The sequence below is a fragment of the Ruegeria sp. HKCCD6604 genome, from assembly GCF_013110635.1.
Classification (GTDB): domain Bacteria; phylum Pseudomonadota; class Alphaproteobacteria; order Rhodobacterales; family Rhodobacteraceae; genus Ruegeria.
This window is the reverse complement of the sequence record NZ_WVQW01000008.1, coordinates 48,939-61,494: the sequence shown is the minus strand read 5'-3', so window position 1 is coordinate 61,494 and position 12,556 is coordinate 48,939. Positions and strand designations below refer to the sequence as shown.

General features: G+C 55.8%; 9 protein-coding genes and 1 tRNA gene. 6 read left to right on the top strand and 4 right to left on the bottom strand.

Going from position 1 to position 12,556, the window contains the following annotated elements; translation table 11 throughout:
- The first annotated feature begins 5 nt into the window (after nucleotides 1-5).
- Entirely contained in the window at nucleotides 6-1,499 is a 1,494-nt protein-coding gene (locus tag GS614_RS17225) for a heme biosynthesis protein HemY (RefSeq protein ID WP_171726896.1), read from the top strand.
- 342 nt (nucleotides 1,500-1,841) lie between these two features.
- Here GS614_RS17225 and GS614_RS17220 read toward each other — a convergent pair whose 3' ends face one another.
- Nucleotides 1,842-2,423, bottom strand: coding sequence for a TetR/AcrR family transcriptional regulator (locus GS614_RS17220; protein ID WP_256368887.1), 582 nt, complete (start codon nucleotides 2,421-2,423; stop codon nucleotides 1,842-1,844).
- An 86-nt stretch (nucleotides 2,424-2,509) separates the two neighbouring features.
- Here GS614_RS17220 and GS614_RS17215 point away from each other — a divergent pair, with 86 nt between their 5' ends.
- Complete coding sequence (locus tag GS614_RS17215; RefSeq protein ID WP_253282584.1) at nucleotides 2,510-2,983, top strand: cupin domain-containing protein; 474 nt, start codon at nucleotides 2,510-2,512, stop codon at nucleotides 2,981-2,983.
- 260 nt (nucleotides 2,984-3,243) lie between these two features.
- Here GS614_RS17215 and GS614_RS17210 read toward each other — a convergent pair whose 3' ends face one another.
- Complete coding sequence (locus tag GS614_RS17210; protein WP_171364065.1) at nucleotides 3,244-3,885, bottom strand: TetR/AcrR family transcriptional regulator; 642 nt, start codon at nucleotides 3,883-3,885, stop codon at nucleotides 3,244-3,246.
- An 87-nt stretch (nucleotides 3,886-3,972) separates the two neighbouring features.
- On the opposite strand from GS614_RS17210, the gene GS614_RS17205 reads away from it, so the two are divergent.
- Both GS614_RS17205 and GS614_RS17200 read left to right on the top strand, forming a co-directional pair.
- Nucleotides 3,973-5,133, top strand: coding sequence for an efflux RND transporter periplasmic adaptor subunit (locus GS614_RS17205; protein WP_171726895.1), 1,161 nt, complete (start codon nucleotides 3,973-3,975; stop codon nucleotides 5,131-5,133).
- Nucleotides 5,134-5,145: 12 nt separating this feature from the next.
- Nucleotides 5,146-8,289, top strand: coding sequence for an efflux RND transporter permease subunit (locus GS614_RS17200; RefSeq protein ID WP_171726894.1), 3,144 nt, complete (start codon nucleotides 5,146-5,148; stop codon nucleotides 8,287-8,289).
- 514 nt (nucleotides 8,290-8,803) lie between these two features.
- Here GS614_RS17200 and GS614_RS17195 read toward each other — a convergent pair.
- Nucleotides 8,804-8,890, bottom strand: a tRNA-Leu gene (locus tag GS614_RS17195).
- 201 nt (nucleotides 8,891-9,091) lie between these two features.
- Here GS614_RS17195 and GS614_RS17190 point away from each other — a divergent pair.
- Nucleotides 9,092-10,075: a complex I NDUFA9 subunit family protein gene (locus tag GS614_RS17190; protein ID WP_171616691.1), complete on the top strand. Its 984-nt coding sequence runs from the start codon at nucleotides 9,092-9,094 to the stop codon at nucleotides 10,073-10,075.
- Here GS614_RS17190 and GS614_RS17185 read toward each other — a convergent pair whose 3' ends face one another.
- Entirely contained in the window at nucleotides 10,076-10,879 is an 804-nt protein-coding gene (locus GS614_RS17185; protein ID WP_171726893.1) for an undecaprenyl-diphosphate phosphatase, read from the bottom strand. It lies immediately after the preceding gene.
- Nucleotides 10,880-11,109: 230 nt separating this feature from the next.
- Here GS614_RS17185 and GS614_RS17180 point away from each other — a divergent pair, with 230 nt between their 5' ends.
- On the top strand, nucleotides 11,110-12,543 hold the full coding sequence (locus tag GS614_RS17180) for an NAD(P)-dependent oxidoreductase (protein WP_171206524.1): 1,434 nt from the start codon (nucleotides 11,110-11,112) through the stop codon (nucleotides 12,541-12,543).
- Nucleotides 12,544-12,556 lie beyond the last annotated feature (13 nt).

Here is a 12,556-nt window from a genome sequence, read left to right as displayed (position 1 = left end):
CTGCCATGCTGTGGTCACTGTTTAAGATCCTCGTTTTTGTTGCGATTATCAGCCTGCTGGCGTTGGGCGGTCACTTCCTGATGCAAACCAGTGGCGGGGTTCAGATCACCGTCGCGGGCACGGAATTCACGCTCGGGCCGCTTCAGTCAGTGATCGCGCTGGCTGTGTTGGTTTTTGCGGTCTGGCTGTTTTTCAAGTTGCTCAGCCTGCTGATCGCAACGCTGAAATTCCTGAACGGTGACGAAACGGCGCTGTCTCGGTATTTTGACCGCAATCGCCAGCAAAAGGGATACCAGGCGCTGGCTGATGGTCTGTTGGCGCTGGCCTCGGGCGAAGGGCGCGTGGCAATGACCAAAGCCAGCAAGGCCGAGAAACTGCTGAACAAGCCCGAGCTTACCGACCTGCTGGTGGCACAGGCCGCCGAGATGACCGGGGATACGAAAAAGGCATCGGACACTTATAAAAAACTGGTGACCACCAGCGCCACCCGTTTCGTCGGCGTGCGCGGGATCATGAAGCAGAAGCTGGCCGAAGGTGATGATGAAACGGCCCGCAAACTGGCCGAGAAGGCCCTGGCGATCAAACCACGTCATGAAGAAACGCAGGACGTGCTGCTGAACCTGCAAACCAAGGCGCAGGATTGGGCCGGTGCCCGTTCGACCCTGACGGCCAAGCTGAAAGCCGGGTATTTGCCGCGCGATGTCTTCAAACGGCGTGATGCGGTTTTGGCCTTGTCCGAAGCCAAGGGAATTCTGGACGAAGGTGCGACGGTCGAACAGCAGGAGCGCGCGATTGAAGCCAATCGCCTGTCGCCTGATCTGGTGCCAGCCGCTGCCATGGCGGCCCGCGCGTATATCGCCAAAGGCAAACCGCGGGCCGCAACCAAGATTCTGAAAAAAGCATGGGAGGCTCAGCCGCATCCGGATCTGGCCCATGCCTTTGCCGACATCGTGCCGGATGAAACCCCAGACCAACGGATCAAGCGGTTCACCGCGCTGACCCGGATTCACCCCGAGAACATGGAAACGCGTCTGATATTGGCCGAACTGAACATCGTGGCCGAGGACTTCCCCGAAGCCCGCCGTGCGCTGGGCGATGTGGTCGAAACGCAGGGTGATGCGCGCGCCTATACGTTGATGGCCGCTATCGAACGGGGCGAAGGGGCCTCGGACGCCATTGTGCAAGGCTGGTTGGCCAAAGCGCTGAATGCGCCGCGTGGTCCGCAATGGGTGTGCACCAATTGCCATGATATCCAACCTGAATGGGGACCGGTCTGCCAGAACTGCGGCAGCTTCGACACGCTCAGCTGGCAGACACCACAAACACCCGAAATCGCAAGCGCGACCGGCGTACATATGTTGCCTTTGATCGTTGGTGCGCTCGAAGATCAATCCGAAGAGCCTGAAGTCATGGAGCCCGCGGACGAGGATGATGTGGTCGAAGTGACACCAAAGTCGGCAGAGGTGGCAGACGAAGCCGAGGTTCAAAAGCAGGCCTGAGCCCTGCAACGTCTGTTTTTGCCTGCTTACACTCATTGAGATTGATGCGACGCCGCGCTTTTTGGTGAAGCCAAACCGGACGCCAGCGGTCCGAAGGGTCGTGCTTTTTTGCCTCTCTCAGCGGCTTGTCGACGCGTTGGCGGCCTGTTGCACTTACAGGCTGTGTTGGCCGCTTCCTCCGCAAAGCAGCCGTTCAAAAAAAGGCGCAGTTAACGTCCGAGATGCGGTCAAAACGGCCGTTCGCGTTCTTCGTCGCGAAGTACACAGTCAATGCAAAGCGGACGTTTAACTGGTGTCTATTTTCCAGCAGTTTTGGGATGAAGTCGGCATCTGAATTCTGTCTCAGTTTTTTGGTAAGTACCGATCCAACAGAGCATCGACCAACCCTTCCTGAAGTTGGTAACCGGTTGCTTCGTCCACTCGCAAAATGTCTTCCAGAATAATAAGTTGTTCCATGCCCGTCGTCATGGACAATCGCTTTGCCAGGTCGTCGATTTCCTTCGGCTTCATCAATGGCTGAACTGGTGCAAGTGCTTCCGAAAAAGCCGCCACTCTTCTGGCGCCACGCATTTTGACAGTTCCATCTTCAAGTGATGCCTTGAGTGATTCAGCTAGAAACTGCCGGAAGTGCGCCTCATGAACCCGAGAAAAATCCAGATAGTAGCGCGCAACGGCGTGTACGCGGCTCCTGACGTTTTTCAGCCCCTCGAGAAGTTCTGAAGTTGGAGTAACTTCAAGATCGAGCGTCGCATCCAAAGCCAAGACACTTGGATCAGAAAAGTAACGATAGACCGTCGCACGACTGGTTTTGGCACGCTCAGCGACTTTTGCCAGCGTGACTTCTTTGCCTTCCGACATCAAGTCACGTGCAGCTGAAAGAAGTGCTTCTCGTGTTCGATTAATTTGATTTGTACGCGACGCCAATACCAAGCCTTTTGTGATACACTTGTCTCATTAGTAGATATATGTATCATAAGGGCAGTGTGTTTCAAGTAAAGGGAGTTGAAGTAATGGCTGAACCTCGTCCGCGAATTTATCATCTTCTAGGAAACCTTCTAACCTTTCACGCCTTTCCCAGTGAGACCGGAGATCGTTGCACAATCGTTGAGATAAAGACGGCGCCGGGTGCCGGTGCGCCACCCAATCATCATGCTGGCGAAGACGAAAGCTTCTATGTGCTTGATGGTGAATTCGAGTTCTTTGTGAATGGTGAGACAATCAGCGCAAAAAGTGGTGACTTCGTCAAAGTTCCGGACGGCGCAGTGCACGCCTTTACGTGTACTGGGGAACGGCCTGGCCGGCTACTTTGCATAAACGCCCCTGGCGCGATGCATGACACTTTCTTTACTGAAGCTGGTGAAGCAATGCCTGATGGTACGACAGAAATTCCGGCGCCAGATGGACCGCCAGACATTCCGGCAATCATGGCCGTAGCAGACCGAGCAGGAATGACGATCTTGGTGCCTGCAGAAGTTCCCAGCTAACAAACGCGCCTATATAATTCCAGGTTGAGAAACGGAAGTATTGGACTGAAAACTCTGCTATAGACCCTATCTGGTAACACTAGCTCAATCCCAAGCCGGCATTCACGATGAGACCTTGCGATTGTGGATAGCGGACATTCGCTGCGCTGTCCAAAAATGTCTTCTATGTGAACCAGAGCAATCGTTTACGCGTAGGCGTGATAGCGGCTTAGATTGTCTGCTATCTGCGCTTGGTCAAGTTCGTTTTGGCGTGAGAACGCTCAATTCAGCATTCTTTCCGAAACGTCCTCAAGAAGGGTATGAAGATCGAAATCTTCGCCTTTCTCAGCAAGCCCTTTGTCATGCAGAATGAAGGACAGCCCGTGCACGAAACTCCACAACAAAAAACCACGGCGGCGAACTTCGTCTGTGATTCCCGGTTCACCGAGACACTTTGCTACCTCAGTCAAGAGAATCCCGAAACTTTGCTGGCCACCTTCCTCCAACCGGGGATCCGCGATGCGATCTGTGAAGCCGCCAAATTTCAGTCTGAAGATCCCAGGCTCATTTAACGCGAAGGCAACATACTCCATCCCGATGGCAGTAATGCGCTCGGGAGATCCTTCGGGAACGCCTTGCAGTGCGGCAAGCATTTTGTCTCGGTGCCGATCCATTCCTTCAAGGACAGTGGCGACCAACATTTCTGTCTTGTCTTTGAAGTGCTTGTAAGGTGCCGCGGTTGATACGCCAGCCCTTCTACAGGCCTCGGAAACGGAAAAACTGTCCGGACCTTTTTCTTCAACCAACTGTCGGGTTGCTTCGATCAGTGCAGCGCGGAGATCGCCGTGATGATAGGCTTTCTTGCTCACCGATTGACCTGTCGCCTGGCTGATTGTTGAGTGACTTTTTTCTATGCTGGTCATGATCCAACATGTGCCAGATCACGTATCCCTTGTCAAAGTGAGAACTTCTAACATATGTTAGAGATGCTAACTTGATGAGGTCCGCAAATGCCAAGTCCCGCGAAATACTTTACTGAAGAGACCAAGCCGAGCCTCTTTTTGCGTGTTTTACGCGGTACCGTGCGTGTCGGGGTGACCGTTAGCTTCATAGGTGTTGCAGCGGCCGCAGTTTACTTCGGTGCATCGGAGCTGACGCGCAGAGCAGATGCTGTACCGGCGCCAGATGCCGCTGCTGTAACCCCGGTCTCCGCCACACCAATCACGTCCGAAAGCGCCTACACAGTCGACCGTGTGTTCATCGGTCAGGTCGAGCCTCAGCGTTCGGCAGATATCTCTTTCGAATTGAATGGGACGCTTGATCAAATTCTGGTGGATGAGGGTGACGAGGTTGCTAAGGGCCAACTTCTCGCAACGTTGGACGTAGCTCTGTTGGAAGTTGAACGCGACCGACTGACGGCATCTCGTGATGCCATTGCAGCCCAGCTTTCATTTGCCGAGAAAACGGTCGAGCGAAACGCGAAACTCATCGAACAAGGCTTTACCAGTCAAGCTCGCTTAGATGAGGCAGTTTCCCGACAAGATGAATTGTTGTCTAGAATTGGGGAACTGGATGCAGCGCTGCGGGACGTAACCGTTCGGATCGAGAAATCCAGCATTGAGGCTCCGTTTTCTGGTCAAATAACCGCGCGACACGTGGACGGCGGTGAAACTCTGCGCTCGGGCGAACTGGTTCTGGGTATGGTCGAGGTCGTGGCGCCGCAGGTTCGAATTGGTATCCCACTCGACGTTGACCCGGCGCTTCTGACAGATGTTGAAATCGAGATCGCTGGTCAAGGCTATCGGGCTAACCTTGCAACCTTGCGGCCCGACATTGATCCGGTAACCCGCACCAGAACCGCACTTTTCGATCTGAGGAACGCGCCGGACGTTGCCTTCGGGCAGACCGCTCGTGTGCATATAATTGATCCCGTACAGAGTGCGGGAACCTGGGTGCCCACGACATCCTTGAAAGAAGGTACGCGTGGGCAATGGACACTGCTGGTTGCTGACGCGCAGAAGATTGTGCGCCTCGCAACGGTCGAAGTTCTGCATGCTGAAGATGACCGTGTCTTTGTGCGTGGCACGTTTCCGGAAGGCACCGTCCTGATCGATCAGGGGCCGCAACGCGTAACCGTTGGTCAGCGCGTCGCCTTCAACACTGGCGAGTAACGGAGCGATTTGATGGAAACCCTTACCTTTCGCCACCCCCGGCTGGTTGCCCTCATCATTTTGGTGCTTGTATCTGCAGGTCTGTCTTCGTTCCTGTCGCTGGGACGGCAGGAAGACCCAACGATTACCAACCTCTTCGCAACTGTGACGACGCAGTTCCCTGGTGCAGACCCTGAACGGGTCGAAGCGTTGGTTACCGCAGAAATCGAAGAAGAGCTTCGGAAAATTGCCGAGGTGGATGAAATCAGCTCTGTATCCCGGTCGGGCGTATCGGTCGTTTCGGTAGAGTTGCTGGAGACGCTGGATGAAGCAACCATTGAGCAGGTTTGGGCCGAAGCTCGGGATGCCGTTGAAGATGCTCGACAGAACTTTCCGAGTGGAGTGTTGCCGCCGGAATTCGATGCCGAGGGTATTTCTGCCTATTCTGCTGTCATTGCCGTTGCGGCCGAGGATCCGGACTTCCCGTTAACTTTGCTGTCGCGGCATGCCGAAGCTCTGGGTGACAGGCTGCGCGCGATACCCTCTACGCGAGCCGTGGACTATTTCGGTCAGCCGGAAGAAGAAGTGCTCGTCAATGTCGATATGGACAAGGCCGCTGCGCTTGGGCTCAGCGCTGCCGAGATCTCCCAGCGGATTGCAGAAGCAGATGGGAAGGTTCAATCCGGGCGGTTGCAGTCCGATGTCGACCTGACAATAGGCATAAGCGGAGAAATTGAGACTTTGGACCGCATTCGAAGCATCGTCCTGCGAGAAAATGCAGACGGTGCCGTGGTGCAGCTCGGAGATATTGCCAGCGTAGACCGGGGCGCGCGCAAACCGCAGCCCTCAATCGCGTTTGCCAACGGAAAGCCCTCGGTTTTGATAGGAGTTCTGGCGCAGGACGGGGTACAGATCGACCGTTGGACGGGCTTTCTTCGGGATGAGCTTGAGGCCGGCGCCGCATCGGTACCTTTGGGCATGCAGGAAATACTGCTGTTTGATCAAAGCGAGTACACGACGGATCGTTTGTCAGAGGTTGGGATCAACATGGCCATTGGCGTGGCACTGGTCGTGGCAGTTTTGTTTGTTACGTTGGGGGTTCGGGCAGCTGGGATTGTGGCTTTGGTATTGCCGGTTGTCTCATTGGCAACTCTGGCGACGATGAACATGATTGGATTGCCAATTCATCAGATGTCCGTGACGGGCCTGATTGTTGCCCTTGGTCTGCTCGTTGACGCAGCCATCGTCATGACCGATGAAATTCGACGTCGTCTGCAGGATGGGATGGATCGGCTAGCAGCCGTACGGGATGCTGTTCGCAGGTTAGCCGCGCCACTGCTGGCATCGACCGTGACAACGGCGCTTGCCTTCACGCCGATGATCTTGCTGCCGGGACCCGCAGGCGACTTTGTCGGTGCCATCGCTATCGCCGTGGTGCTTATGCTTGTCTGGTCCCTTGTTGTGGCCTTGACGGTGACCCCGGCGATTGCGGGCTGGCTACTGTCGGACCGCCCCGACGCAGGAATGCTGAGCCGCGGCATCAGCATCCCGCCGCTTGCCCGAATGTTCGAGGCCTCAATTCGATTGTCAGTCGCTAATCCGGTGCGATCCATCGTGTTGGCATTGATCTTGCCCGTGCTTGGCTTTGCGGCCTTTCCAACGCTGACCGCGCAATTCTTCCCGGGCGTCGACCGCAACCAATTCTATATCGAAGCCGATATGCCGGGTGGAACGTCAATTGCCACCACCGAAGCAACCGCCCGCCAGATCGATGAAATGCTGCTGGCTGACGACGGCGTCAAAAGTGTCTACTGGACCGTCGGAGAGTCCGGCCCGGCATTCTACTACAACATCGTTGGCAACCGTTCGCGCGAGCCCGGTTTTGCACAGGCCATGATCACGACCAACACGGCCGACGATGCGGCCCGCCTTGTCGGAGCGTTGCAGAGCCGTCTGGATATCGACTTTCCTGACGCGCAGATCATCGTGCGCAATCTTGTTCAGGGTCCTCCGGTCGCCGCACCGGTTGAAGTCAAAATTCAGGGGCAGGACATCTCGGTATTACGTAATCTGGGCGACGAGGTGCGTTCAGTAATGGCCAATCTCGATCTGGTGACGCAGGCGCGCGCCAGTGTGAACGGCGGCAACCCTCAAATCCGGTTCGAGATTGATGAGGTCAAAGCCCGTTTGCTGGGGCTGGACTTGGCGGATATAGCGGGTCAGCTGGACACGGCGCTTGTTGGCATCACCGGTGGGTCACTGATCGAAGGGACTGAGCAGTTGCCGGTGCGCGTTCGTTTGGGTGACGAGGTGCGATCAGATCTAAGCGCGATTGTCAGTATGCCCATTCTACTGCCGAACGCTGCCGAAATATCCGCGACAGGAATTTTCCCTGCTGTGCCGTTGTCAGAACTAGCCAGACCCATAATCGAACCTGCAGAAAGCGTCATAACTCGAACGGATGGCGTGCGAGAAAACACCATACAGGCGTTTATCGTACCTGGTGTTTTACCCGAAGAGGCTTTGCAGGACGTATTGGAAGCGCTTGATGCGTCCGGGTTTGTGTTGCCGCAAGGCTATTCGATGTCCTTAGGCGGCGACAGTGATGCGCGATCCAGTACCGTGGGAAATTTGCTCGCCTCTGTCGGATTGATCGTCACACTCTCCATCGCGACGATCGTTCTGACCTTCAACTCGTTCCGGCTGACCCTTGTGACCTTGGTCGTGTGCGTGTTGTCTGCAGGCCTTTCACTGCTGTCGCTTGCAGTCATGCAATTCCCGTTCGGAATAACAGCAATCATCGGGGTCATCGGCTCAATAGGGGTTTCGATCAACGCGGCGATCATTATTTTGACCGGGTTACAACAAGACCGAGAGGCCAGCCAGGGAGATCGCGCAGCCATGGCTCGCGTAGTTAGTGGTTCCAGCCGTCACATTATTTCGACAACGGTCACGACCTTTGGCGGCTTCCTACCCCTGATTTTGGGTGGAGGTGCATTTTGGCCACCATTCGCCGTAGCAATCGCAGGCGGCGTTCTGTTGTCAACCGTTGTATCTTTCTACTTCACTCCTCCCGTGTTCGCTTTGGTGTTTCGTAGATCAATCAACAAACAACGTCCGGCCAATAACCGCCATTCCGAACCACGCGAAGCCGTCGTCGCGCTTGTGGCAGAATGAGAATTGAGCCCAATTCTCTTTTTGAGTTGGTGTGGTTCAAAGCCGCCGTTGTTCGAAGTAAGAGTCAAGTTCTGCTGTGGGCCGCACGCCGGATTTTGCAATGCCAGGTTTCTGCGCGTTGACGTCGTTAGCGCGGACTGCAGCACCCGGCTTTGGGGCCGGATCGGACATTTGCTCGACTGAGATGCACGACTGCTTTGCGGTACTTTTCCGTCAGTGACCCGCTTGCGCCGGTTGAGCGGAGGATACGACTCATAATCGATTTTGGCTATCCGTCTCGTTGTAGATTGCGCAGCCTTGGCTTTGATCATTAGGACCATAGGAACGGGCGGAACAACCATAACTAAACCTAACAACTCAGCTGCAGTCAGCGGACGATTCTGTCGAAGCTTGGAAGCTGCGCGATACCAACCAATACCTACAGGTCTATCAGCGAGAAATCGGGAGATAAATCAGGGGGTATTTTGATGCCTGCAAAGAAAATTTTTGTGTTTCAACATCTTGTGGGGATGTTTGGTGCCCAGGAGAGGACTCGAACCTCCACGTCCATACGGACACTAGCACCTGAAGCTAGCGCGTCTACCAATTCCGCCACCTGGGCAGGTGTCGTGGAGGGGCGTTTAAGCCTAGTCGCGGGGGGCGTCAACCAGATTCGGTGAGATTTTTTTAAGTTTTTTGAATTCGGTTCCCGGCCGGTGTTTTCCACGCATGGTTTTCAACGCCGTCGCGGCGAATTAGCGCCTTGTTTGACTGGCCTGCGGGCGCTAGTTCTAGGGCGCAATTTCTCAGCAGGAGCCCTCTCATGTCGAAACTGGTGACGATTTTTGGCGGATCGGGATTTGTCGGTCGCTACATCGCGCGGCGCATGGCGAAAGAGGGGTGGCGTGTCCGGGTGGCTGTACGTCGCCCGAACGAGGCCATGTTCGTCAAACCCTATGGTGCCGTGGGTCAGGTCGAACCGGTGCTGTGCAATATCCGGGATGACGCCTCGGTGGCGCTGGCGATGCAGAGCGCCGATGCGGTTGTAAACTGCGTGGGTGTGCTGAACGAGCTTGGCAAGAACGGGTTTGATACCGTTCAGGCCGAAGGAGCTGAACGCATCGCGCGTTTGGCGGCCGAGCAGGGCATCAAGCGGATGGTTCATATCTCGGCCATCGGTGCGGATGCGAATTCAGCCAGCGCGTATTCCCGGACCAAAGCACATGGTGAAGCGGGCGTGTTGAAACATATGCCAGATGCCGTGATCCTGCGTCCTTCGGTGATCTTTGGCACCGAAGACCAGTTCTTCAACCGTTTCGCCGGAATGACCCGCATGGGACCGTTCCTGCCTCTGGTCGGGGCCGAGACAAAATTCCAGCCCGTTTTCGTCGACGATGTGGCGCAGGCTGCCGTCAAAGGCGTTCTGGGGCAGGCAGAGCCGGGTGTTTACGAGCTTGGCGGCCCCGAGGTTAAGACCTTTCGTGCCTTGATGCAGCAGATGCTTGAAGTGATTCACCGTCGCCGCGTCATCATCGGCCTGCCGTTCTTTGCCGCGCGGATTATGGCGGGTGTGCTGGATATCGTTAAATTTGTCAGCTTCCAGCTGTTCCCCAACAACATTCTGACGCGCGATCAGCTTAAGAACCTGCGTCACGACAATGTTGTCGCCGAGGGCGCAAAGTCTTTTACAGACCTTGGTATCGTGCCGACCACGCTGGAATCGGTACTGCCGGAATACCTGTGGAAATTCCGCCCCTCGGGTCAGTATGACGACATTCAGAACTCGGCCAAAAACCTGCGTATCTGATCAGCTGTAGGCCATGATCAAAAGTATCACACCTAGAATGACGCGGTAGATGACGTAGGGTGTGAAGCTGACGCTGCGCAGAAGCCGCATCATCAGGCTGAGCGCCAGCAGGGCCGAAAGAAAGGCAAACAGCGCCGCAATGGCCCCATCCCGGGCCAGTTGCATATCGGCCCCGCGCACGGCATCCAATGCCAGCAGTGTGCCCGACGCCAGGATTGTCGGGATCGACATCAACATCGCGATCCGCGCGCCGTCTTCACGGGTATATCCCAATTGCCGCGCGCCGGTTATAGTTATCCCGGAACGGGACGTGCCTGGGATCAGGGCAAGAACCTGCCACAGACCCATGATGAACGCGTCGCGTATTCCCCAGTTTTCGGCCTCTTTGGTTTCAGGAGCCTTCTGATCCACCCAGTACAGCAGCAGACCGAATCCCAGCATTGTCCATCCGATGACCGTGATCGAACGCATGGCCTGACTCAACCCGGTGACATGCAGAATGAGGCCCGCGATCACGGTAGGAACAGTTGCAACGATCAGGCCCAGAGCAAGCCGGGCCTGCGGTGTATCCGCCCGTCCGGTCAATGCGCGCGGTAATCCGGCAAGGGCCTGTTTTACATCTGACCGGAAATACAGCACCACGGCGCCCAGGGTTCCCACATGCACCGCGACATCAATGGCTTGACCCTGATCCTGCAACCCCGACAGGTTGGGCAGCAGGATCAGGTGACCAGATGAGGATATGGGCAAAAACTCAGTGATTCCCTGAATGATTGCTACGAGAATCAGGTGAAACAAACTCATCTGCCCTGCCGTGCTGCTGCCACGTGTTCTTTGTGGGTTATGGGTATAAGGGCGATGGAAAAAAGGAAAGCGCGCATATAGGTCCGAATCGGATCTAAAATTTCCAATTATTATCCACTTTTCTTAAAGGCGCGCTGCTTTTTTTCAATTTAGGTCAGCATAATTGACTTTTCATCCAAAAGCGCATCCCGTAAAGAAACGGAACCTAGCCAATTCATGGAGTCTGACCCGTGGCCAAGCAACCGATGCTGAAATTTGTGCAGATCGACCGCGTCATGCCGGAAAAGCGTGCTGCCAATGACCGCAAGGACGACTTTGACGAGATCTATTCCGAGTTCGCCGCCGAAAAAGCAGCCGAGCAGGCGAGTCGGTGCAGCCAATGTGGTGTTCCGTACTGCCAGTCGCATTGCCCGTTGCACAACAATATTCCAGACTGGTTGCGCCTGACTGCGACCGGGCGCCTGGAAGAAGCCTATCAGGTAAGTCAGGCCACCAATACCTTCCCCGAGATCTGCGGGCGCATCTGTCCGCAGGACCGCCTGTGCGAGGGCAACTGCGTGATCGAACAGTCGGGCCATGGAACGGTCACGATTGGTTCGATCGAGAAATACATAACGGATACCGCATGGGAAAAAGGCTGGGTCCAGCCGGTTGCTCCATCGGCCGAACGCGCTGAAAGCGTGGGTATCATTGGTGCTGGCCCCGGTGGATTGGCCGCTGCGGATATGCTGCGCCAGGCTGGTATCCAGGTCACGGTATACGACCGCTATGACCGGGCCGGTGGCCTGCTGATGTATGGCATTCCGGGGTTCAAACTGGAAAAAGACGTTGTTCAGCGCCGCAATGACCTGTTGGCTGATGGTGGGGTCGAGTTTGTTCTGAATTGCGACGTGGATGCGGCCAAGTTCGAAGAAATCCGGGCCAGGCATGATGCCGTTATCATTGCGACCGGTGTCTACAAGTCGCGCGACCTGGCAATGCCGGGCAGCGGTCTGGCCGGGATCGAAAAGGCGATCGACTTCCTGACAGCCTCGAACCGGAAAAGCTTTGGCGACCAGGTCGAAGAATTCGACAACGGTCGCTTGAACGCCGACGGCAAAAAAGTCGTCGTGATTGGCGGCGGTGACACTGCGATGGATTGCGTGCGCACTTCGATCCGTCAGGGCGCGACTTCTGTCAAATGTCTGTATCGCCGGGACCGGGCCAACATGCCGGGGTCACAGCGTGAAACGCAGAATGCCGAGGAAGAAGGCGTGATCTTCGAATGGCTCAGCGCGCCCAAGGGGTTCACGGGTGAAGACACGGTCAATGGTGTCATCGTTCAGAAGATGCGCCTGGGACAGCCAGACGCATCCGGTCGTCAGGCCCCCGAAGTGATCGAAGGCGCGGACTATGTCGAAGACGCCGATCTTGTGATCAAGGCGCTTGGATTCGAACCTGAAGACCTGCCGACGCTGTTCGGACAACCTGATCTGCCGGTCACCCGCTGGGGTACGATCAAGGCGGCGTTCCAAACCGGCGAGACCGAAATGGACGGAGTCTATGCAATCGGTGACATCGTGCGCGGTGCCTCGCTGGTGGTCTGGGCGATCCGGGACGGTCGTGACTGCGCTGATGCGATCATCGAACGCTTCAATGCCAAATCTGCCGTTGCGGCCGAATAATCCCGGCGATTAG